Source organism: Paracidovorax oryzae ATCC 19882, assembly GCF_000687165.1.
Lineage (GTDB): Bacteria > Pseudomonadota > Gammaproteobacteria > Burkholderiales > Burkholderiaceae_C > Paracidovorax > Paracidovorax oryzae.
In genome coordinates this window covers 102,559-123,738 of record NZ_JMKU01000017.1, presented here as the reverse complement: position 1 = coordinate 123,738, position 21,180 = coordinate 102,559, and the positions used below count along the sequence as shown (strand labels likewise).

The window sequence follows — 21,180 nt, the reverse complement described above, 5'->3', positions numbered from 1 at the left end:
GGCCACAGCGCAGAAGGAATCAGCGTGAGCAGTTATCAGAAACGCAGCAAAGACGAACTGGCCCGCCGCGTGGCCCAGGACATCCACGAAGGCGCCGTCGTCAACCTGGGCATCGGGCAGCCCACCCTCGTGGCCAACCACATCCCGGCCGACCGCGAAGTCATCCTGCAGAGCGAGAACGGCATCCTCGGCATGGGCCCCGCGCCCGCGGCCGGGCAGGAGGACTACGACCTCATCAACGCGGGCAAGCAGCCCGTCACGCTGCTGCCGGGCGGCGCGTACTTCCACCATGCCGACAGCTTCGCCATGATGCGCGGCGGCCACCTGGACATCTGCGTGCTGGGCGCCTTCCAGGTCAGCGCCACGGGCGACCTGGCCAACTGGAGCACGGGCGAGCCCGGGGCCATCCCGGCCGTGGGCGGCGCGATGGACCTGGCCATCGGCGCCAAGCAGACCTGGGTGATGATGGACCTGCTGACCAAGCAGGGCCAGTCCAAGATCGTGGCGCAATGCACCTACCCGCTCACCGGCATCGGCTGCGTCAAGCGCATCTACACCGACCTCGCCACGCTGGCCTGCACGCCGGACGGCCTGGCGCTGATCGATGCCGTGCCGGGCCTGGAACATGCCGAACTCGAACGCCTGGTCGGCCTGCCCATCCGCGCCGCCTGAAACGCCGAGCCCGAACCCCCAAGGAGACACGACACCATGACCTCTTCGCAAGCCTTCATCTGCGACGCCATCCGCACGCCCTTCGGCCGCTACGGCGGCGCGCTCTCCAGCGTGCGCACCGACGACCTGGGCGCCGTTCCGCTCAAGGCGCTGATGGCGCGCAACCCCCATGTCGACTGGGCCGCGGTGACCGACGTACTCTACGGCTGTGCCAACCAGGCCGGCGAAGACAACCGCAACGTGGCCCGCATGAGCGCGCTGCTGGCCGGCCTGCCCATCGACCTGCCGGGCGCCACCATCAACCGCCTGTGCGGTTCGGGCCTGGATGCGGTGGGCACGGCGGCGCGCGCCATCAAGGCGGGCGAGGCGGGCCTGATGATCGCCGGGGGCGTGGAGAGCATGAGCCGCGCGCCTTTCGTGATGCCGAAAGCCGAGAGCGCCTTCAGCCGCAGCAACGCGGTGTATGACACGACCATCGGCTGGCGCTTCGTGAACAAGCTCATGAAGGCGCAGTACGGGGTCGATTCCATGCCGGAAACGGCCGAGAACGTGGCTGACGACTACAAGATCGAGCGCGAGGCGCAGGACCGCATGGCCCTGGCCAGCCAGCTCAAGGCCGTGGCCGCGCAGAAGGCCGGCCACCTGGCGCGCGAGATCACCGCCGTCACCATTCCCCAGAAGAAGGGGGACGCGGTGGTGGTGGACAAGGACGAACACCCGCGCGAGACCAGCCTGGAAGCGCTCGCCAGGCTCAAGGGCGTGGTGCGCGAGGGCGGCACGGTGACTGCCGGAAATGCCAGCGGCGTGAACGACGGTGCCTGCGCGCTGCTGCTGGCCGACGAGGCCTCTGCCGCGAAGCATGGCCTGACGCCGAAGGCCCGCGTGGTCGGCATGGCCACGGCCGGCGTGGCGCCGCGCGTGATGGGCATCGGCCCCGCGCCCGCCACGCAGAAGGTGCTGGCGCTGACCGGCCTCACGCTGGAGCAGCTCGACGTGATCGAGCTGAACGAAGCCTTCGCCGCGCAGGGCCTGGCCGTGCTGCGCATGCTGGGCCTGAAAGACGACGACGAGCGTGTGAACGCCTGGGGCGGTGCCATCGCCCTGGGCCACCCGCTGGGCGCCAGCGGCGCGCGCCTGGCCACCACGGCCGTCAACCGCCTGCATGCCACGGGCGGGCGCTATGCGCTGGCCACGATGTGCATCGGCGTGGGCCAGGGCATCGCGGTGATCCTGGAGCGCGTGTGAGCGGGGGCGGCATGGCCATGAACGAGGTGCTGAAGACCGCGGCAGGCAACTTCCGCGTGCGGGTGGAAGGGCCTGCCGATGCGCCGGCCCTGGTGTTCTCCAATTCCCTGGGCACCACGCTGGAGATGTGGGACGCGCAGGCCGAACGGTTCGCACGCACCCACCGCGTGGTGCGCTACGACACGCGCGGCCACGGCGGCAGCGTGGTGTCTTCCGGGCCGTATACCTTCGAGCAGCTGGGTGGCGACGTGGTCGCGCTGCTCGATGCCCTGGGCATCGCGCGGGCCGCCTTCTGCGGCATCTCGATGGGCGGCTTCACCGGTCTCTGGCTCGGCGTGAACGCGCCGCAGCGGCTCGAGCGACTGGTGGTGGCCAACAGTGCCGCGAAGATCGGCACTGCCGACGGGTGGACCACGCGCGCCGCCATGGTGCGCGAGAAGGGCGCGGCCGGCATGGCCGAGCTGGCCGCCTCCTCGCCGGGGCGCTGGTTCACCGACGCCTTCGCCGCCGCGCAGCCCGACGTGGTGCGCCGCGCCCAGGGCTGGATCGCGGGCATCGCGCCGGAGGGCTACGCCGGCTGCTGCGAAGCCCTGGCCCAGGCCGACCTGCGCGCGGCCATCGGCGGCATCGCGGTGCCCACGCTGCTCATCGCCGGCACGGCCGACCCGGTCACCACGGTGGCGGACGCGCAGGCCATGCAGGCCGCCATCAATGGCGCACGCGTGGCCGAACTGCCGGCCTCGCACCTGTCCAACCTCGAGGCGCCGCAGGCCTTCGATGCCGCGCTCGCGGATTTTCTGCAAAGGGACTAGGACCGATTCCATGGAACAGCCACAGCCCGAAAACCCCCGCTGGAAGCAGCGCCCGCCCGGCTCCACCTGGGGCGACTTCGGGCCCGACGACCAGCTGGGCCGACTGAACCTGCTCACGCCCGAGAAGGTGCGCCAGGGCGTGGCCGAGGTGCGCGAGGGCCTGAGTTTCGCACTCAGCCTGCCGCTGGACTATCCGGGCGGCAGCGCGCTCAACCCCAACCGGCATCCGCCCGTGCTGCGGCCCACGCTGCGCAAGGGGCTGGTCAATTTCAACTGCCTGATGGCCGAACTGGAGCCGGGCCGCACCGACGTGATGTCCGACGACCTGGCCATCCTGTACCTGCAGTACTCGACGCAGTGGGACAGCCTGGCGCATGCCGGCTCGCTGTTCGACGCCAACGGCGACGGCCTGCCCGAGGCGCTCTACTACAACGGCTACGCGGCGGGGAGGCACATCGTCGGCCCGCAGGACGTGCGCGACACCGGCGTGCCGGCGGCTGCGGGGCCTGCAGGCAGCACCTCGGCCGCGCATGCCCTGGGCATCGAGGGCATGGCGCGCACGGGCGTGCAGGGCCGCGGCGTGATGATCGACCTGCGCGCCCACCTGGGCGATGCGCGCACGCTGGTCGGCTACGACACGCTGATGCGCGTGCTCGACGCCGACGGCGTGGCGGTGGAGACGGGTGACATCGTCTGCCTGCACACGGGCTTCGCCGACGTGGTGCTGGGCATGCGCCGGCATCCCGACCCGCAGGTGCTGCACAACGCCTGCGCGGTGCTGGACGGCCGCGACGAGAGGCTGCTGCAGTGGATCACCGACAGCCAGCTCGCGGCCATCGCGGCGGACAACTACGCCGTCGAGGGCCTACCCGCGCGCCCGGGGCCGGCCTGCTGCGCGGCGCTGCCGCTGCACGAGCACTGCCTGTTCAAGCTGGGCGTGCACCTGGGCGAGCTGTGGCACCTCACGCCGCTGGCGCGCTGGCTGCGCGAGCACGGCCGCCACCGGTTCCTGCTGACGGCGCCGCCGCTGAACCTGCCCGGCGCCGTGGGCTCGCCCGTGACGCCCGTCGCCACGGTCTGAGACCGCCACTGCCACTTCCCGGACCCGCGGGCCCGGGAGCCACCCGTCCCGAACACGCCGCAGGCCCCTCGGCCCGCGGCATCCACCATGTGCCGGCCCGCCGCGCACGGAAAGAACACGCCATGCCTTTCATCATCGAGACCTTCGACAAGCCCGGTCACCAGCACGTGCGCCAGGCCACGCGTGCCGCACACCTGGAATTCCTGGACCGCCACAAGGAACTGCTGCTGGCCTGCGGGGCCAAGCTGGACGACGACGGAAAGGATCTGGGCGGCGGCCTCTACGTGGTGGCTCTGGATGCGCGGGAAGAGGCGCAGCGCTTCATCGAGGCCGATCCCTTCCATGCCGCCGGGCTGTTCGAGCGCGTCACGCTCACCCGCTGGCGCAAGGCCTATGTGGACGGGCAGTGCTACCTGTGAGCCCTCCGCTGCAGCGCGGCGCCACCTGTTCCCCTGAAGGATTCCCCATGACGAACTCCCTTGCCTCCTCCGCGCGCGAGCGTGTCCTCATCACCGGCGGCGGCGCCGGCATCGGCGCGGCCACGGCCGAACGCTGCCGCGCCGACGGCTACGAGCCGGTCGTGATCGACCGCGTGGTCGACCACGTGCCCGGCGGCATCCAGGCCGACCTGTCCAACCCTGCGGAGACGGCGCGCGCGCTGCAGCAGGCGCTGGCCGGCGGCCCCATCACGCGCCTGGTCAACAACGTGGGCATCGTGGTGCCGGCCGGGGCGGCCGAGCAGACGCTGGAGCAGTTCGACCTGGCCGTGGCGCTGAACCTGCGCTGCAGCCTGCAGTGCATGCAGGCGCTGCTGCCGGGCATGCAGGCGGCCGGCTTCGGGCGCATCGTGAACATGTCCTCGCGCGCCGCCCTGGGCAAGGAACTGCGCACCGCGTATTCGGCCACCAAGGCCGGCCTGATCGGCATGACGCGCGTCTGGGCGCTGGAACTGGGGCGCCACGGCATCACGGCCAACGCCATCGGGCCGGGGCCCATCCGCACCGAGCTGTTCGACCGCGCCAACCCGCCGGATGCGCCGCGCACGCAGGCCATCATCGATGCGGTGCCCGTGAAGCGCGTGGGCACGCCCCAGGATGTGGCGCATGCCGTGTCGTACCTGCTCGATGCGCGCAGCGGCTTCGTCACGGGGCAGGTCTTGTACGTCTGCGGCGGCATGACAGTGGGCGTGGCCGGGGTCTGACGGTCGCCATTTCCCGCTCTCTTTTTCTCAAAACTCACAACACCAAAGAGACAACTCCATGTCGAAAATCACCGCCTTCTTCACCGAGCTGATGCGGCGCTACCTGCCCGATCCGTTCGTCTTCGCGATCCTGCTCACGCTGCTGACCATGGCGCTGGCCTTCGGCGTGGAGAGCCGCCCGATCGATGCCGTGGTGCAGGACTGGGGCAAGGGCTTCTGGAGCCTGCTGGCCTTCACGACGCAGATGGCCGTGATCCTGGTGATGGGCTACGTGCTGGCGGCCGCGCCCATCGTGGACCGGTTCCTCGACCGCATCGCCGCGCGCGTGAGCACGCCGCGCCAGGCCATCATCGTCGCGACCATCGTGGGCGGCGTGGGCAGCTACCTGAACTGGGGCTTCGGCCTGGTGATCGGCGGCATCATGGCGCGCAAGCTGGCACTGAAGGTGCGCGGCGTGCACTATCCGCTGATCATCGCGGCGGCCTACACGGGCTTCACGATGTACAGCCTGGGCTTCTCGGCGACGATCCCCGTGCTCATCTCCACCAAGGGCCATGCGTTCGAGGGCACGATGGGCCTGATCCCGCTCACGCAGACGATCTTCTCCGCGCCCATCCTGCTCACCAGCCTGGCCGTGCTGATCGCGCTGCCGCTGCTCAATGCCGCGATGCACCCGAAGCAGGGCGAGAAGGTGGTCGAGCTGGACCCGGCCACCGTGGCCGATGCGAAACCCGCCGCCAGCGCCGAGGGGCTGCTGGGCGACGAGAAGACGCTGGCGTACCGCCTGAACAACAGCCGGGTCTTGAGCCTGCTGATCGGGCTGTGCGGCATGGCGTACGTGGCCATGCATTTCATCCGCGGCGGCAACCTCGACCTGAACATGATCAACTTCTTCATCCTGTTCCTCGGGGTGCTGCTGCTGGGCACGCCGATGAAGTACGTGGAGAAGGTCAACGAGGGCGTGAAGACGATCGGCGGGATCATCCTGCAGTTCCCGTTCTACGCCGGGATCATGGCGATCATGCACGGCTCGGGGCTGGTGGAATCGATCGCGCACGTGTTCGTGAACATATCCACCGCCGCCACGCTGCCGCTGTGGGGCCTCGTGAGTTCCTTCGTGATCAACTTCTTCGCGCCCTCGGGCGGCGGCCACTGGGTGCTGCAGGGCCCATTCATGATCAACGCGGCCACCACGCTGGGCGCCTCGCAGGCGCAGACGGCCATGTCGGTGATGCTGGGCAACGGCTGGAACGACCTCGTGCAGCCGTTCTGGATCCTGCCGGCGCTGGCGCTGTCCAAGCTCAAGCTCAAGGACATCATGGGCTACACGGTGGTTTCCATGCTGCTCGTGGGCGCCATCTATGCCGTGACCATGCTGGTCTGGCCGCATCTGTGAGGGCCGCCCGGGCCGCCCGCCTTCTTTCGACATCCCAACCCGAACCCCAAGGAGCAACCCATGCTGTTCATGGCTGAAATGACCGTCCGCATCCCGTCCACGCTGGCCCCCGAAGTGGCCGACGAGATCAAGCGCAAGGAGAAGGAGTATTCGCAGCAGCTGCAGCGCGACGGCAAGTGGCGCCACCTGTGGCGCGTCGTCGGCGAATACGCCAACGTGAGCATTTTCGACGTGTCCGGCAACGACGAGCTGCACACCATCCTGAGCGGGCTGCCGCTGTTCCCGTACATGGAAATCAAGGTGACGCCGCTGGCCAACCACCCGTCGTCCATCGTGCAGGAGTGAGCGCGGGTGCGCGCCGCGCACTTGCCACCCACCGCACCGCACCCATACAACGAAGAGATCCGAGGAAACAAGCCATGACCATCGCCCACTCCACCTTCCGCCGCGGCCTGCTCGCCGCCGCTGCCGCCTGCGCCCTGCTGCCCGGCCTCGCCGCCGCCCAGGCGTTCCCGAGCAAGCCCATCACCATCGTCGTGCCGTTCGCGGCCGGCGGCACCACCGACATCCTGGCGCGCATCATCGCCCAGGGCATGGGCGCCGAGCTGGGCCAGTCGGTGGTGGTGGACAACCGCGCCGGCGCGGGCGGCAACATCGGCGGCCAGGTCGCGGCACGCGCACCGGCCGACGGCTACACGCTCTTCATGGGCACGGTGGGCACGCACGCCATCAATGCGGCGCTCTACAAGAAGATGCCGTTCGATCCGATCAAGGACTTCGCGCCCCTGACCCGCGTGGCCAACGTGCCCAACCTGCTGGTCGCCAACCCCGCGCAGCCCTTCAAGACGGTGCAGGAGCTGATCGCCTATGCCAAGGCCAACCCGGGCAAGATCAACTTCGGCTCCTCGGGCAGCGGCAGTTCCATCCACCTGTCGGGCGAGCTGTTCAAGAGCATGGCCAAGGTGGACATGCAGCACGTGCCCTACAAGGGCAGCGCGCCGGCCGTGACCGACCTGCTCGGCAACCAGATCGCGATCATGTTCGACAACATGCCCTCGGCCATCCAGCACGTGCGCTCGGGCAAGCTGCGCGCCATCGCCGTCACCACCGCCAGGCGCTCGCCCGAACTGCCCGACGTGCCGACCATCGCCGAAGCTGGCGTGCCCGGCTACGAAGCGACGTCGTGGTTCGGCATGTTCGCGCCCGCCGCCACTCCTGCGCCCGTGGTCGCCCAGCTCAACGCCACCATCGTGAAGGTGCTCGCGCAGCCCGACATCCGGAAGAAGCTCGCGGAGCAGGGCGCCGAGGCTGCCGGCGAGACACCCGCACAGTTCGCCGACTTCATCCAGAAGGAGAGCGTGAAGTGGGGCAAGGTGGTGAAGGAGTCCGGCGCCAGCGTGGATTGAGAGCGACCCACGGAACCCTTCTGGCGTCGTTGCCGCATCTTGTCGTACTGGTGCGTACTGCCTGCGATGCGGCGCCTCGCCAGAACCGTTTTGCTGGGTCCTGTGGGCCGCTCTAGAACGCGGTGCCTGACGTGCCGTTCTTCGCCGCCACCACCTCGGCCACCATCGAGAGGGCGATCTCGGCCGGCGTCCGGCTGCCGATGAACAGGCCTGCGGGGCCGTGCAGGCGCTGCAGTTCGGCATCCTGCAGCCCGAAATGCGTCTGCAACCGCTCGCGCCGGCGTGCGCTGTTGCCGCGCGAACCGATGGCGCCGACATAGAACGCGCGCGAGCGCAGGGCCTCGATCAGGGCCAGGTCGTCGAGCTTGGGGTCGTGGCTCAGGGCGAGCACGGCCGTGCGGTCGTCGCCCCGCAGGGCCAGGACCACGTCGTCGGGCATGTCGCGCGTGAAGGCGATGCGGCCCCTGGCCCAGGCGGGCGCTTCGTCCAGGCGAGGGTCGCACAGCACGATGTCGAAGCCGACGTCCAGGGCCATCCGGCAGGCGTAGTACGCGGTGTCGCCCGCGCCGATGACGACGAGGCGCGCGACCGGCGCGAAGCACGTCACGAAGCGCTCGGCATCCAGCTGCGGCGCCGCACCCTGCGCGACTTCGCGCAGCAGCACGTCGCCGGTGGCCAGGTGCAGCGTGCGCTCCACGCAGCGCCGCCGTGCGCAGGCCTCCATCAGTTCCGGCAGACGGCTGCGCTCCCGCAGTGGCTCCACCACCAGTTCCACGGTGCCGCCGCAGGGCAGGCCGAAGCGATGGGCCTCGTCAGCCGAGATGCCGTAGCGCAGGACTTCGGGACGTGCCGTGGTGCCGTGCGTCCGCGCCGTGGCCTGCTGCTGCACGCGGCGCACCAGATCGTCCTCGATGCAGCCGCCCGAGACGGACCCCACCACCTCGCCGCGTGCATTCATCGCCATGAGCGATCCCGGCGGCCGCGGCGACGATCCCCAGGTGCGTGCGACGGCCACCAGCCATGCGGGAACGCCGGCCTGCAGCCAGCCGTCCGCCGTGCGCAGCACGAGGCTGTCCAGGTCGCCCGCCTCCATGTCAGCCGGCGAGCGCGGACTGCACCACGTCCGGAGTGAACGGGGCCTGGTAGAAGCGCCGCCCCGTCGCATCGAACAGCGCATTCGCCAGCGCGGCCGGGCCGGGCACCGAGGCGGATTCTCCGGCGCCCATGGGCGGCTCGTCCTGGCGCGGCATGAGCACCACCTCGATCGGTGGTACGTCGCGGAAACCGATGATGGGATAGCCGCCCCATTCGCGGCTGGCCACGCCCCGTTCATCGAAGGCGACGCGCTCCAGCAGGCTGCGGCTCAAAGTCTGGATGACGTTGCCGTGGATCTGGTGGCGCACGCCGTCGGGGTTGACCATCATGCCCGTGTCCTGGCCGACGACCACGCGCCGCACGGCGATGCAGCCGCTCGCCGGATCGACCTCGATATCGACGACCCATGCGGCCCAGGCCGCGCCGAAGCCGGGAAACCGGCTGTGCACATAGCGCGCATAGGCCACGCCGCGACCGCGCAGCAGACCCTGGGCACCGGGCTTTCCCCGGCTGCCCGGCTGACCGCGCTGCCAGCCCGCATGGCGTGCCGTGGCGTCGATCAGGTCGATGGCGCGGTGGTCGTCGAGGTGGCGGATGCGGTAGTCCACCGGATCGGCGCCGGCCGCGTGGGCCAGCTCGTCGATCATGCAGTCGTGGGCGAAGGAGTTGGGCAGGGCGGACACGCCGCGCAGCCAGGACGATCGCACCAGCGGCGCCATGTCGTGGCAGGCGATGCGCCGGCTCGCGTAGCGGTAGGGAGGCACGGCGGTACGGTCGCCCATCTCCAGCGTGCGCGGCTGGCCCGGCACGCGGCCCGTGAGCAGCAGGGCCAGCAGGGGCGCATCGTTGGAGGGATAGCGCACGGCGAAATCGCAGGCCAGCAGCTCGCCGCCATGGCCGATGGCCGCGCGCACGTCCATGAGTTGGCCCGTGCCCTTGGGCTCCCACTGGTGCTCCTGCTCGCGCGTGAGCTGCACGCGCACCGGTGCGCCCACGGCCATGGAGAGCAGGGCTGCGTCGGCGCACACGTCGTCGGCGCAGTTGCGGCCGTAGCAGCCCGCGGCCTCCAGGCGCACGATGTCGATGCGGTCCTCGCCCAGCCGCAGCAGCCGGTCCAGGTCGGTGCGCAGCATGTGCGGGTTCTGCGTGCCGGACCACACGGTGAGCCGCCCGCCCTGGAAGTCGGCCACCGCGCAGGAGGGGCCGATGGAGGCGTGCATCTGGTAGGGCCAGACGTAGCTGCGCTCCAGCACGGTGGCCGTTGCCGCGTCCGCGAACGCGGCATCCACATCGCCCTCGTCCACCAGCGCGCGGCGCTGCGCCGGGTTCGCCCGGATGGCGCCGGCCACGTCGCGCAGGTCGGGTGCGGGAGGCACGGGCCGCCATTGCACGCGCAGCGCGCGCAGTGCGGCGATGGCCTGCTCTTCGCGGTCGGCGACCACGCCGACGAAGTCACCCTCGGCGACCACCTGCACGTTGCCGGGCAGGTGGGCGACGGAGGCATGGTCCACCGCGACGAGGCAGTGGCCGATGAAATCGCCGCCGTCGCGGCCGGGGTGCGGCGGGCGCACGACGCGGCCATGGCGCATGCCCGGCACACGCACGTCGTGCACGAAGCTCAGCTCGCCGGTGGCCTTGGCGGGAATGTCCACGCGCGCGGCGCCGCGGCCCACCAGGCGGTAGTCGCTCGAGGGCTTGAGCTTTACCGGCTGATCGGGCGGTGCCAGCGGGAGGTGCAGGCGCTGTCCCTGCAGACCCTGCAATAGCTGTCCGTAGTGGAGCGTGCGTGCGTCGCCACCCTCCGCGAAACGCACGATGCCGTCGCGTGCCTGCAGTTGTCCGGAATCCGCGCCCCATTGCGCGGCGGCCAGCGCCAGCAGCTGCTCGCGTGCCTGGGCGGCAGCGCGGCGCAGCGGCACCGCGGAAATCTGGATGCTCGCGCTGGCGATGGTCGGCCCCTGGTTGGGCGAAGCGGCCGTGTGGCCCAGCACCATCTCCAGCCGGGCCAGGGGCACTTCCAGTTCTTCCGCCACGATCTGCGCGAGTGCGGTGCGGATGCCCGTGCCCAGGTCTACGTGGCCGTTGAAGGCGAGGGCGCGCCAGCCCGCTTCCGCACCGGGGTCGGCCAGCACCGCCACGAAGATCTCGGGCGTGGCCTGCACGTAATCGGTGCCCGAACCGGGCTGCCCCGGCGCGGGCTTCGGAGGCGCCACGGGCTGGCGCACCACGAGCAGGGCGTCGGGGCGTTCCAGCAGTCGGGCGTGCAGGTCGTGGGGCCGGGGCAGGTTCATGGAGCGGCGTTCTCTCAGCGCGCGAGCGCGCCGGTGTCTGCCAGGGCCTGGTCGAGGGGCATCACGGCCGCGTACTTCTGCGCCATGTCGAACAGGTTGGCCTCGTGCGGGCCCAGGGCGCGGTCGCCGCAGCAGTCGGCCACCACCAGCGGGCGGAAACCCGACTGCATGGCATCGACCACGCTGGCGCGCACGCAGCCGCTGGTCACGCAGCCGGCCACCAGCAGCGTCTGCACGCCGCGCTGGGCCAGCCAGGGCGCGAGCATGGTGCCGAAGAAGGCCGAAGGCGTGCTCTTGCGCACCACGTATTCGCCGGGGGCGGGGGCCAGCTCGGGCACGATGGCGCTGGCCGGGCTGTCCTCCTTCAGCGTCAGCATGCCGGGCACCTTCAGGCAGAAGATGTTGCTGTCCGCATCGTCGTCCGAGAACACGATCCGGCTGTGCGCCACGGGCCAGCCGCGCTCGCGCGCATGGGCCAGCAGGCCGCGCGTGCGCGCGATCGCCTCGGGAATGTTGCCGCCGCCGAACACGGCCGGATCGGCGAAGCCGTTGACGAAGTCGATGATCAGCAGGCCGAAGGGCGCCTTGAGCGGCAGCGGCGTGCCGAAGCCCTGGCGGGCGTAGGCGGAGATGTCGCCCTGTACGGCCCCCGCGGGGATGGCCTGGGCGCTGGTGTTGGTGGGGTTCGTCATGCGATGTCCTTGCCTTGCCGGGATTTTCTGGCAGCGCGTGCCAGTCCTGCTTCGTCCTGCACCACGCCCTCGATCACCACGGGCGTGCCGTCCAGCGCCACCGTGCAGCGGCGCATGGGAATGTCGATGTGGCAGGCGGTGGTGCGGCTGCCGCCGGCTTCGTTGTTGGGGCCCATGGACCAGAGGAAGTTGCCCTCGAAAGCCCGCGCGTCCATGCCGATGTGGGTCTCCTTGTTGTAGTGCGCCAGCATCGACCAGTGGGCGCGCGGCTGCAGACCCCAGCCGACGTGCGAGACGGCATAGGCTTCCGGGTCCTCGTAGGAGGCCATGTACTCGCTCAGGATCTCGGCCTGCAGGCCGCCGCTGATGCGCGTCACGTAGCCCTTGTCGATCGTGAGTTCGATGGGATCGGTCACGTAGTCCTTCATGGGCAGCAGGATGTCGCCGCGGTCCAGCACCACGCGGCCGTGGCTCTGGCCTTCGTCGGGCCAGGTCAGCACGAAGCCGCTCGGCCAGTGGTCCCACCGGCCGGGCTCGTCCACGAAGCCGTATTCGCAGATGGCGGGGAACTCACCCAAAGCGCAGCGCAGGTCGGTGCCGGCCGCGGAGGTGATGTGCATCTGCTTCGCCGCCTCGATGCGCTTCGATGCGGCCTGCACGCGCGCGCGGTCGGCCTCGGTGGGCACCAGGCGGCACAGCACCTCGGGCGGCTCCACGGCCAGCAGGATCCTGGTGCCGGTCTGCAGGATCTCGTGCTGCTCGGGCGAGAACAGCAGGGTCATGAGATCGAGCACCAGATCGCTCGCCTTGAGCGCGGCGATGGCGGCGGGGTTGCCGGTCAGGGGCGTGGTGCCCAGGTAGGCCAGCGAGTCGCGGCTGAGCGATTTCTCGGCGTTGACGGGCGGCAGGTCCAGCCGGTTGACGCGCGCGCCCAGGTCGCTGGAGGCCGCGATCGCGCAGCGCAGCGTTTGCGGATGCGTGTCGGCGCCCGTGAGCACGGTGACCGTCTGGCCGGGCTCGAGCCGGGACAGCGTGAGCACCTGCTTCCAGGCGTGGATCAGATCGTTGTCGCTGACGGACATGCGGGGCTCCTTGGCGGTGTGGTGGCGGAAAGGGTGCGGCAGGCGAGCATTCAGTCGACCTTGGCGCCGAGGAAGTCGCCGAGCGCCGCATAGAACCCGGCCTCGTTGTCCCACGGGATCATGTGCCCGGCGCCGGGCACGCGCACGTGGACGGTCTGGGGCGCGAGGCCCTGCCACTCGGCCACGTCCGCGTCGCGCACCACGTCGCCGCGCTCGGCGGTGACGAGCAGCAGCGGCTGCGCGATGCGGGGCAGGTCGGCGTGGATGTCGTCGCGGCCGAAGTCCTCGAAGCTCTGCACGATGGCGGGTTCATGGCAGGTGTGCAGCCACTGCGCGCGCAGCTGGCGCTGCTCCTGCGTCCAGGTGGGACAGAAGGCGCGCATGGCCTCGGCATCCATGCCCTGCGTGGCCTGGCGGATCGAATCCACGTACCAGGGCAGGGCGGCCGGGTAGGCGCGGCGGCCGGGGCCGGAGACGGGCGGATCGACGATGACCAGGCGCGTGAGCCCGGCCGGCTGACCGCGGGCCGCGCGCACGGCGATGCGCCCGCCCATGGAGTGGCCGACCAGGGCCCAATGCTGCAGGCCCAGGGCCTGCGCCAGCGCGGTCACGTCGGCGGCCTGGGCGTCGAGGCCGTAGTCCAGCCCGGGACCGGACGACGACAGCCCGCGCCCGCGCACGTCCAGCACGTAAGTGTCGAACTGGCGGCCCAGGTGCTCGGCGACGAAGCCCCAGGTCACCGCCGGGCTGGTGATGCCGGGGATCAGGATGACGGCATCGCGCGCCGTGCGCTCGCCCCCGGCGCCGCCGTAGCGCAGGTAGTGCTGGCGGATGCCGTTGGCATGGACGTGGCCGCCGTAGCGGAAGGTGCTGGAGGTGCTGGCATGGTCGCTCATGGAACGCTCCTCAGGCCTTGGCGGCCGTGTCGTACGGATAGGCGCCCGACAGCAGCGCGCCCGCGCCCGGCACCACCGGGTCCAGGCCCAGTTCCTTGAGGATGGCATAGGTCGTGGCGATGGAGGCAGTGAGCACGGGCTTGCCTGTGGCCGCTTCCACCTGGGCCACGGCCGGCAGCGAGGGCATCTGCACGCAGGCCGACAGCACGATCACGTCGGCATCGGCGTAGTCCATGCCTGCGACGATGCCGGGCAGCTTCGCGGGATCGTGGCGGCCCACCTCGAGGTTGTCGGGAATCTCCAGCGCGCGCCAGTCGACGATCTCGAAACCCTCGGCGGCGATGTAGTCCATGACCAATTGGGTGAGCGGAACCATGTAGGGCGCCACCAGGGCGACCTTCTTCGCGCCCATCACTTTCAGTGCTTCGACCAGTGCGCCTGCGCTGGTGATCACCGGGGCCGTGGCGCCGTTGCTCGCCGTGCGTTCCGTCAGGCGCTGCTGCGACACGCGGTGGTAGCCCTTGCCCATCGCCATGATGGCCACGAGGCAGGCATAGCCCAGCACGTCCACCCGCGCATCGCTCAGCTCCAGCGCGCAGCGGTCGCTTTCGGCATCCATGGCGGCCAGCTCTTCCTTCTGCACTTTCTTCATGCGCATGCGGCTGGAATGGAAGGTGAAGCGGTCCTGCGGGCGCAGCGTGGAGTGGGCCTGCAGCATGGCCGGCACCTCGGTCTCCATCGTGGTGTTGGAGCTGGGGACGATCTGGCCGATGCGGTATGTCTGGGTCATGGCGTGCCTTGTCGCGCAATGCGCTTTTGATAAAGATCAGATAGGTGTGTACGCTTTATTTTTGCAAAACCCGTGCCTTCTGGCAAACGGCAATTTCATCGGGGTTTGCACCTATGTTGTGCATGAAATGCACCAAAAACTGCAATAGACGGCTTATCCTTGCACGCCGTGGTGCACTTGATGTGGCTCCATCAATAGAGTGCATACACCTGAATTGGCTGGTTTTCTTGCATGGCATGGATAGTGCTTTTCACCCTGCAAGAGCCTGCCGCAGCAACGGCCGCCCGCCCCGATCCATCCCCATTCCCGCAAGGAGAGAACCGTGTCCCAATCCCCCCGTATCGCCGTCGTCGGCGCCGGCCTGGGCGGCGCCGCCGCCGCCAAGCTGCTGCTGCAGGAGGGCTTCGATGTCCGCGTCTATGAGCAGGCTCCCAGCTTCTCGCGCCTGGGGGCCGGCATCCACGTCGGGCCCAACGTGATGAAGATCCTGCGCCGCATCGGCATCGAGGATGCGCTCAACGCCCAGGGCTCGCATCCCGACTACTGGTACAGCCGCCACTGGCAGACCGGCGACGTGCTCGCGCAGATCCCGCTGGGCGACTACGCCGTCAAGGAGTACGGCGCCAGCTACCTGACCGTGCACCGCGGCGACTTCCACGCGCTGCTGATCGATGCGCTGCCGGACAGCGTGATGGCGTACGGCAAGTTCCTGACGAAGGTCGAGGACCGCGGCGATGTCGTCGTGATGCACTTCGCCGACGGCACGACGGAAGAGGCCGACATCGTGATCGGCGCCGACGGCGTGAACTCCCGCATCCGCGAGGAACTGCTGGGCCCCGAGCTGCCGAAGTACGCGGGCTACCTGGCCCACCGCGCCGTGTTCCCCACGCCCGAGGTCAAGGCGGGCATGCTGCCCTTCGACGCCTGCGTGAAGTGGTGGAGCGATGACCGCCACATGATGACCTACTTCGTCACCGGCAAGCAGGACGAGCTCTACTACGTGACCGGCGTGCCCGTCGAGCAGTGGGACCTGAACGACCGCTGGCTGCCGAGCAGCAAGGAAGAGATGCGCGAGGCCTTCTCGGGCTGGCATCCCACGGTGCAGGCGCTGATCGACGCCACGGTGGAGGTGACGAAGTGGTCGCTGCTGGAGCGCGACCCGCTGCCGCTCTGGAGCCGCGGCCGCCTGGTGCTGCTGGGCGATGCCTGCCATCCCATGAAGCCGCACATGGCGCAAGGTGCGGCGATGGCGATCGAAGATGGTGCCATGCTGGCGCGCTGCCTGAAGGAGGTCGGCGCGCACAACCACGAACTCGCGTTCGCGCTGTACGAGGCCAACCGCGCCGAGCGCGCGAGCAAGGTGCAGCGCATCTCGCACGACAACACCTGGCTGCGCACGAACGAGGATCCGTCGTGGTGCTTCGGCTACGACGTGTTCAGTATCCCCCTGGTGGAACCGAAGGTCGCCGCCGCGGCCTGATACTTCCCTGCCGCCGCCGAAACGCATCCCATGGGAAACGCCCTCCAATCCAGCAGCCCGGCCCCCGGCCTCCGGCTGCGGGTCAACGGTCGCGCCTGCGACGTGCCCGCCGCGCCCGGCACGGCGCTGCTGCACGTGCTGCGCAACGACCTGGAGCTGAACGGGCCGAAGTACGGCTGCGGCCTGGGCGAGTGCGGTGCCTGCACGGTGCTGATCGACGGCGTGGCCGCGCGCTCCTGCGTGATCCCCGTGCAGGCCGCCGTGGGCCGCGAGGTGACCACGCTCGAAGGGCTCGGCTCGCGCGCATGCCCCGGCCCCACGCAGCAGGCCTTCATCGACTGCCAGGCGGCCCAGTGCGGCTACTGCCTCAACGGCATGGTCATGACCGTCGAGGCCCTGCTGCGCCGCAATCCCCATCCCTCGGAGCAGGAGGTGCGCAGCGAGCTGCACCACAACCTCTGCCGCTGCGGCACGCATGTCGAGATCCTGCAGGCCGCGCTGCGCGCCGCGCAACTGCGTGTGGGCGGCACGGGCGTGGATGGACTGGCGGACGATGCGGGAGTGCGTCCATGAGCCTGCCCGTCCGTTCCATCGCGCCCCCTGTCACGGATGTGCCGGGCGTGCCCGCGGATCTCCTGCACGGGCTGGCCGTGCGGCCCGACCGCATGGGCTGGGACGGGCTGCGCTACCAGGGCGATGTACTGGCCGATGCCCGGCTGGACGATGCGCGTGCCATGGCCGGCGTCGTGGCCGCGGTGCGCCAGGACAACTTCCTGGGCGTGGTCGCCATGGCACCGGTCCATGCGCAGCAGGCGGCCGTCGTCCTGGCGCCGGTCTGGCGCGGGATGGATGCCGGTGGCGGTGCGCGTGAGCCGCTGCCCGGGGCCCCGGCGGGCGATGCGTTCGTCTGGCACCCGCCCCGCACCGATGTGCCTGCCGGCGCGCGCGCCATCGCCTGGTGCATGGACGGCCATGCCAGCCTGTGGCTGCCCCGCTGCACACCGGATGTCCAGTCCCTGGTCGCTGGTGAAATCGCGGCGCTGCTGCAACTGCCCGTGCAGGCCGTGCGCCTGTTTGTGCTGGGCGGCGCCGCGCCGCCCGCGCTGGCATTGATGGACGCGGCGGCCGATGCGGCGCTGCTGTCCCGGGCCGTAGCCCGGCCCGTCAGCGTGGCGTGCGCGGCGGGCGTCGAGCCGTGCGCGCTGGCGCTGCAACCCGCCGTCCTGCCCTCCATGGGCACCGGCGCTGGCGCAGGCAACGCGTTGGGCCCGGCCGGGAGCGCCGATGAAGCGCCAGCCTCGTTTGTTTTTTCCTCGCCCCTGTCCTGGGCCGTGCGGCCCAGCTGTGCGCGCCTGCTGGGCCAACCCGGTGCGGCCCGCGCATCTGCCCAGCCCAGCGTTCTGGATGCCGGTACCGTGCAGGGCGGACGCCATGCCCGCCACCTTGCGCAGGCCGGGGTGGACGATCTCAATGCCGCGCAGGTGTTCGCCAGCGAAAGCCTGTGGCACGAACAGGCGCTGGCGCAGGGGCAGGATCCGCTGGACTGGCGCCTGCGGCAGCTGCCCGAAGGCCCGGCGCGCGACCTGGCCACGCGCGTGGTGCAGAGCGCGCCGTGGCCCGGTGACGCGAAGGATGGCGATGGCCGCCTGCACGGCCGGGGCTTCGCGACCGCCTGCATGCAGAGCCTCGATGCCGAAGGCCGGGACCGCGTGGTCTGGAGCGCCTGGGTGGCCGAAGTGGCCGTGCATCCGCAGACCGGCGAGATCGAAGTGACCCGCGTGGTCGCAGGCCACGACGGCCAGCACCTGCAGGCAGCGCAGGGCGCCAGCGTGCACGCGCACACCGTGGAACACGATGCGCGGTGGCTGGCCAGCGCACGCCGGCTGCTGGGCGCGCCGGCCACCTTCGACACATGGGACAGCCCGGCCTCCGCCGAAGAGGGGCCGGCCGCGGGCGGTCAACTCGTGGCGGCAGGGCAGGGCGAGAAGGCCCTCGTCCGCCATGGCCAGCTGGACCTGGACGGCGTGGCCACCCTGCCCGCCGCCGCCGCGATCGCCAACGCCATCCGCCATGCCACGGGCGTGCGCCTGCGCGAAGTCCCCTTCCAGACCGAGCCGCTGCGCCTGGCGCTGGCCGGCGAGGCGGGTGCGGGTGGACAACCCGCGCGCAGCACGCTGCGCCGCGGCCTGGGCTGGCTCGCGGCGGGTGCCGCCGGCATCGCGGGCCTGGCCGCCATGGCGTGGCCGATGAAGCCGGCGTTGCCGCTCACCGACGGGCCCGATGCGTCGCTCTACTCGCCGCAGGCGATCGAGCGTGGGCGGCTGGTCGCGGCGGCCGGCGATTGCGCCGTCTGCCATACCGCGCCCGGCGGCGCCCCGAATGCGGGCGGCCTGGGCCTGGAGACGCCGTTCGGCACCATCTACTCGACCAACATCACGCCCGACAAGGAGACCGGTATCGGCCGCTGGTCGTATGCGGCCTTCGAGCGCGCGATGCGCCAGGGCATCCACCAGGATGGCCGCCAGCTCTACCCGGCCTTCCCGTACACGGCCTTCGCGAAACTCAGCGACGGCGACCTGCAGGCACTCTACGGCTACCTGATGTCCCGGCCCGCCGTGCAGGCCCGCGCGCCCGAGACGCAACTGGCCTTCCCCTACAGCCTGCGCCCGGCCATGGCCGGCTGGAACCTGCTGTTCCACGATGCCATGCCCTTCCGTGCCGATCCGGCCCGCAGCGCCGAATGGAACCGGGGCGCCTACCTGGTGGAAGGCGCGGGCCACTGCGCGGCCTGCCATTCCCCGCGCAACGCGCTGGGCGCCGAGAAGGATGGCATCCACTACCTGGGCGGCGGCGAGGCCGAGGGCTGGAGCGCACCCGCGCTCAACCGCCTGGCCGACGGCCCCCGGCCCTGGAGCCGCGAATCGCTCTACCAGTACCTGCGCACGGGTTTCTCTGCGCGCCACGGCGTGGCCGCCGGGCCCATGGCGCCCGTGATCCACGGCCTGACCGAACTGCCCGATACCGACGTGCGCGCCATCGCCACCTACCTGCTGGAGCTGCCCGGCCGGGCGCCGCAGGCCGCCCCGGCCGCGGATACCGCGCCAGCCGCCGTACCGGCGGCGGCCACGGCCGCAGCGGTGCCGGTGCCTGCGCGCACCCTGGACCGCCACGCCAGCGGCGAGCGCATCTACCAGAACGCCTGCGCCGTCTGCCACGAGGCCGGCAGCGGCCCGACCCTCTTCGGCGCCAGGCCGCAGCTGGGCCTCAACACCAACCTGCATGCCGCCACGCCGGACAACCTGGTCCAGGTCATCCTCCACGGCATACAGCAACCCGCCAACGACGCCCTGGGCTACATGCCCGGCTTCGGCGACAGCCTGGACGACCGGCAGATCACCGACCTGCTCGGCTACCTGCGCGCCCGCTTCGCACCCGGGGAGAAGGCGTGGCCGCAGGACACGGACACGGTACGCCGGCTGCGTGCCACGGCGCATGCGGGTGCGCCATGACCACATGACCCGGTAAGCGCGGGCCGCGGCATGCGGGGCCGCGGACAAGAAGAGGAAAAGCGGGAGGACGGTTTTCGCGATCGGCCCCTTCGGGTGGCGCCGGAGGGTTCGATCGCGCCAGGAGTTCTCTGTCAGGGCGCGTGCCGGCATGGCGGCGCGGCCTGGCGGAAGGGGCACATCAACAGCTAGCGGTGACGACCACAGGAGTTCCCATGTCATCTTCATTCGTTTCGGTGGAAAAAGGCATCCAGACAGCGGGTGTCGGCCGGTTCCAGTACCGGCTCTTCGTGATCTTCGGCCTGGTCTGGCTGGCCGACGCCATGCAGGTGCTGTCCATCGGATTCAGCGCGCCGTCCATCGCCAAGACCTTCGGCAAGACGGTGCCCGAGGCGCTGCAGACCGGCACCTTCTTCTTCATCGGCATGCTGATCGGCGCCTTCGTCTTCGGCCGCCTGGCCGACCGCATCGGGCGCCGCCCGGTGCTGATGATGGCCGTGGTGATCGATGCCTGCGCGGGCGTGGCCTCGGCGTTCGCGCCCGAATTCGCCTGGCTGCTGGTGCTGCGCTTCATCACCGGCATCGGCGTGGGCGGCACGCTGCCCGTGGACTACACCATGATGGCCGAGTTCCTGCCCAGCGACCGCCGCGGCCGCTGGCTGGTGCTGCTGGAATCGTTCTGGGCCGTGGGCACCATCTTCCTGGCCATCCTGGCCCTGGTAGCCGTGTCCTGGGGCAACGACGCCTGGCGCGTGATCTTCTTCGTCACCGGCATCCCGGCGCTGATCGGCGTGGTGCTGCGCTTCTACATTCCCGAGTCGCCGATGTTCCTGAACCGCAACGGCAAGTCCGACCAGGCGCGCCAGGTGCTCGAGCGCGTGGCCAAGGTCAACGGCAACACCGCGCCCATCCCGCCGCTGCAGCCCGAGAAGCAGGAACGCAAGTCGCTGTTCTCGCTGTTCTCGGCCGAGCTGCGCCGCCGCAGCCTGGCGCTGTTCCTGGCCTGGGCGCTGATCTCCATTGCCTACTACGGCGTCTTCGTCTACCTGCCCGTCAAGCTGGGCAGCGAGGGCTTCGCCTTCATGCGCGGCCAGGTCTTCCTGGTGGTGCTGGCGCTGGTGCAACTGCCCGGCTTCGCGCTCTCGGCCTACGGCGTGGAGCGCTGGGGCCGCAAACCCACGCTGATCGGCTTCCTGCTGCTCAGCGCCGCGGGTTGCATGCTCTACAGCCTGGGCTCGTCGCCGTTCGTGGTGATCGGCTCGACCCTGCTCATGAGCTTCTCGCTGCTGGGCACCTGGGGCGCGCTCTACGCCTTCACCCCCGAGGTCTATCCCACCGACCTGCGCGCCAGCGGCATGGGCATGGCGGGCGCCGTCGCGCGCTTCGGCGGCCTGTTCGCCCCGGCCATCATCGCGCCCATCATGGCCACGCATTTCACGCTGGCCCTGGCCGTGCTGTCCGCCATGCTGGTGGGCGGCGCGCTGTCGATCTGGGCGGTGGATGTGGAGTCGCGCAACCGCGCGCTCGACTGATGT

Annotated in this window: 19 protein-coding genes; 13 read left to right on the top strand and 6 right to left on the bottom strand. The window is 70.5% G+C overall.

What is annotated here, in order from left to right; translation table 11 throughout:
* Nucleotides 1-24: 24 nt before the first annotated feature.
* From T336_RS0114475 to T336_RS0114435, 9 genes are all read left to right on the top strand, one after another.
* Nucleotides 25-672 (top strand): 3-oxoacid CoA-transferase subunit B, encoded by a 648-nt coding sequence (locus T336_RS0114475; protein ID WP_019701653.1) that lies wholly within the window; start codon nt 25-27, stop codon nt 670-672.
* A gap of 36 nt (nt 673-708) precedes the next feature.
* A complete protein-coding gene (pcaF, locus tag T336_RS0114470) occupies nt 709-1,917 on the top strand; it encodes a 3-oxoadipyl-CoA thiolase (protein ID WP_026433098.1) in 1,209 nt (402 codons plus the stop codon).
* 11 nt (nt 1,918-1,928) lie between these two features.
* A complete protein-coding gene (gene pcaD / locus T336_RS0114465; protein ID WP_026433097.1) occupies nt 1,929-2,729 on the top strand; it encodes a 3-oxoadipate enol-lactonase in 801 nt (266 codons plus the stop codon).
* A gap of 10 nt (nt 2,730-2,739) precedes the next feature.
* Nucleotides 2,740-3,810 carry a cyclase family protein gene (locus T336_RS0114460; RefSeq protein WP_019701948.1) on the top strand — a complete coding sequence of 357 codons (1,071 nt, stop codon included), beginning with the start codon at nt 2,740-2,742 and terminating at the stop codon, nt 3,808-3,810.
* A gap of 122 nt (nt 3,811-3,932) precedes the next feature.
* Entirely contained in the window at nt 3,933-4,229 is a 297-nt protein-coding gene (locus T336_RS0114455; protein WP_019701947.1) for a YciI family protein, read from the top strand.
* Between the two features lie 47 nt (nt 4,230-4,276).
* The gene (locus T336_RS0114450; RefSeq protein WP_026433096.1) at nt 4,277-5,011 is read left to right on the top strand and encodes an SDR family NAD(P)-dependent oxidoreductase; all 735 of its coding nucleotides are present in this window, start codon (nt 4,277-4,279) and stop codon (nt 5,009-5,011) included.
* 58 nt (nt 5,012-5,069) lie between these two features.
* The gene (locus tag T336_RS0114445; protein ID WP_019701945.1) at nt 5,070-6,407 is read left to right on the top strand and encodes a short-chain fatty acid transporter; all 1,338 of its coding nucleotides are present in this window, start codon (nt 5,070-5,072) and stop codon (nt 6,405-6,407) included.
* Between the two features lie 60 nt (nt 6,408-6,467).
* On the top strand, nt 6,468-6,752 hold the full coding sequence (gene catC, locus T336_RS0114440) for a muconolactone Delta-isomerase (protein ID WP_011796968.1): 285 nt from the start codon (nt 6,468-6,470) through the stop codon (nt 6,750-6,752).
* A gap of 74 nt (nt 6,753-6,826) precedes the next feature.
* Nucleotides 6,827-7,813: a tripartite tricarboxylate transporter substrate binding protein gene (locus T336_RS0114435; protein WP_026433095.1), complete on the top strand. Its 987-nt coding sequence runs from the start codon at nt 6,827-6,829 to the stop codon at nt 7,811-7,813.
* Nucleotides 7,814-7,925: 112 nt separating this feature from the next.
* On the opposite strand, the gene T336_RS0114430 is transcribed toward T336_RS0114435, so the two are convergent.
* From T336_RS0114430 to T336_RS0114405, 6 genes are read right to left on the bottom strand one after another with little or no spacing between them, the layout of a single operon-like run.
* A complete protein-coding gene (locus T336_RS0114430; protein WP_026433094.1) occupies nt 7,926-8,906 on the bottom strand; it encodes an XdhC family protein in 981 nt (326 codons plus the stop codon).
* 1 nt (nt 8,907) lies between these two features.
* The gene (locus tag T336_RS0114425) at nt 8,908-11,199 is read right to left on the bottom strand and encodes a xanthine dehydrogenase family protein molybdopterin-binding subunit (protein WP_026433093.1); all 2,292 of its coding nucleotides are present in this window, start codon (nt 11,197-11,199) and stop codon (nt 8,908-8,910) included.
* Nucleotides 11,200-11,213: 14 nt separating this feature from the next.
* A complete protein-coding gene (locus tag T336_RS0114420; protein WP_019701941.1) occupies nt 11,214-11,891 on the bottom strand; it encodes an N-carbamoylsarcosine amidohydrolase in 678 nt (225 codons plus the stop codon).
* Nucleotides 11,888-12,973, bottom strand: a complete 1,086-nt coding sequence (locus T336_RS0114415; RefSeq protein ID WP_026433092.1) for a 2,5-dihydroxypyridine 5,6-dioxygenase NicX family protein — start codon at nt 12,971-12,973, stop codon at nt 11,888-11,890. The genes T336_RS0114420 and T336_RS0114415 overlap by 4 nt, the downstream gene beginning before the upstream one ends.
* Nucleotides 12,974-13,023: 50 nt before the next feature.
* Complete coding sequence (locus T336_RS0114410) at nt 13,024-13,869, bottom strand: alpha/beta fold hydrolase (RefSeq protein WP_026433091.1); 846 nt, start codon at nt 13,867-13,869, stop codon at nt 13,024-13,026.
* 10 nt (nt 13,870-13,879) lie between these two features.
* On the bottom strand, nt 13,880-14,659 hold the full coding sequence (locus T336_RS0114405) for a maleate cis-trans isomerase family protein (RefSeq protein ID WP_026433090.1): 780 nt from the start codon (nt 14,657-14,659) through the stop codon (nt 13,880-13,882).
* A 322-nt stretch (nt 14,660-14,981) separates the two neighbouring features.
* On the opposite strand from T336_RS0114405, the gene T336_RS0114400 reads away from it, so the two are divergent.
* From T336_RS0114400 to T336_RS0114385, 4 genes are all read left to right on the top strand, one after another.
* Nucleotides 14,982-16,139 carry an FAD-dependent monooxygenase gene (locus T336_RS0114400; RefSeq protein ID WP_026433089.1) on the top strand — a complete coding sequence of 386 codons (1,158 nt, stop codon included), beginning with the start codon at nt 14,982-14,984 and terminating at the stop codon, nt 16,137-16,139.
* A 30-nt stretch (nt 16,140-16,169) separates the two neighbouring features.
* Nucleotides 16,170-16,712, top strand: coding sequence for a (2Fe-2S)-binding protein (locus T336_RS0114395; protein WP_026433088.1), 543 nt, complete (start codon nt 16,170-16,172; stop codon nt 16,710-16,712).
* Nucleotides 16,709-19,648: a c-type cytochrome gene (locus T336_RS0114390; protein WP_051647220.1), complete on the top strand. Its 2,940-nt coding sequence runs from the start codon at nt 16,709-16,711 to the stop codon at nt 19,646-19,648. Before T336_RS0114395 ends, T336_RS0114390 begins: the two co-directional genes overlap by 4 nt.
* A 212-nt stretch (nt 19,649-19,860) precedes the next feature.
* Complete coding sequence (locus T336_RS0114385; protein WP_019701934.1) at nt 19,861-21,177, top strand: MFS transporter; 1,317 nt, start codon at nt 19,861-19,863, stop codon at nt 21,175-21,177.
* Nucleotides 21,178-21,180 lie beyond the last annotated feature (3 nt).

Excerpts from the sequence above, each read along its gene's own strand:
- T336_RS0114445 (WP_019701945.1), top strand. The coding sequence starts at position 5,070 with ATGTCGAAAATCACCGCCTTCTTCACCGAGCTGATGCGGCGCTACCTG.
- T336_RS0114405 (WP_026433090.1), bottom strand. The coding sequence starts at position 14,659 with ATGACCCAGACATACCGCATCGGCCAGATCGTCCCCAGCTCCAACACC.
- T336_RS0114415 (WP_026433092.1), bottom strand. The coding sequence starts at position 12,973 with ATGTCCGTCAGCGACAACGATCTGATCCACGCCTGGAAGCAGGTGCTC.
- T336_RS0114455 (WP_019701947.1), top strand. The coding sequence starts at position 3,933 with ATGCCTTTCATCATCGAGACCTTCGACAAGCCCGGTCACCAGCACGTG.
- pcaF (WP_026433098.1), top strand. The coding sequence starts at position 709 with ATGACCTCTTCGCAAGCCTTCATCTGCGACGCCATCCGCACGCCCTTC.
- T336_RS0114410 (WP_026433091.1), bottom strand. The coding sequence starts at position 13,869 with ATGAGCGACCATGCCAGCACCTCCAGCACCTTCCGCTACGGCGGCCAC.
- T336_RS0114385 (WP_019701934.1), top strand. The coding sequence starts at position 19,861 with ATGTCATCTTCATTCGTTTCGGTGGAAAAAGGCATCCAGACAGCGGGT.
- catC (WP_011796968.1), top strand. The coding sequence starts at position 6,468 with ATGCTGTTCATGGCTGAAATGACCGTCCGCATCCCGTCCACGCTGGCC.
- T336_RS0114430 (WP_026433094.1), bottom strand. The coding sequence starts at position 8,906 with ATGGAGGCGGGCGACCTGGACAGCCTCGTGCTGCGCACGGCGGACGGC.
- T336_RS0114460 (WP_019701948.1), top strand. The coding sequence starts at position 2,740 with ATGGAACAGCCACAGCCCGAAAACCCCCGCTGGAAGCAGCGCCCGCCC.
- T336_RS0114420 (WP_019701941.1), bottom strand. The coding sequence starts at position 11,891 with ATGACGAACCCCACCAACACCAGCGCCCAGGCCATCCCCGCGGGGGCC.
- T336_RS0114425 (WP_026433093.1), bottom strand. The coding sequence starts at position 11,199 with ATGAACCTGCCCCGGCCCCACGACCTGCACGCCCGACTGCTGGAACGC.
- T336_RS0114395 (WP_026433088.1), top strand. The coding sequence starts at position 16,170 with ATGGGAAACGCCCTCCAATCCAGCAGCCCGGCCCCCGGCCTCCGGCTG.
- pcaD (WP_026433097.1), top strand. The coding sequence starts at position 1,929 with ATGGCCATGAACGAGGTGCTGAAGACCGCGGCAGGCAACTTCCGCGTG.
- T336_RS0114435 (WP_026433095.1), top strand. The coding sequence starts at position 6,827 with ATGACCATCGCCCACTCCACCTTCCGCCGCGGCCTGCTCGCCGCCGCT.
- T336_RS0114450 (WP_026433096.1), top strand. The coding sequence starts at position 4,277 with ATGACGAACTCCCTTGCCTCCTCCGCGCGCGAGCGTGTCCTCATCACC.
- T336_RS0114390 (WP_051647220.1), top strand. The coding sequence starts at position 16,709 with ATGAGCCTGCCCGTCCGTTCCATCGCGCCCCCTGTCACGGATGTGCCG.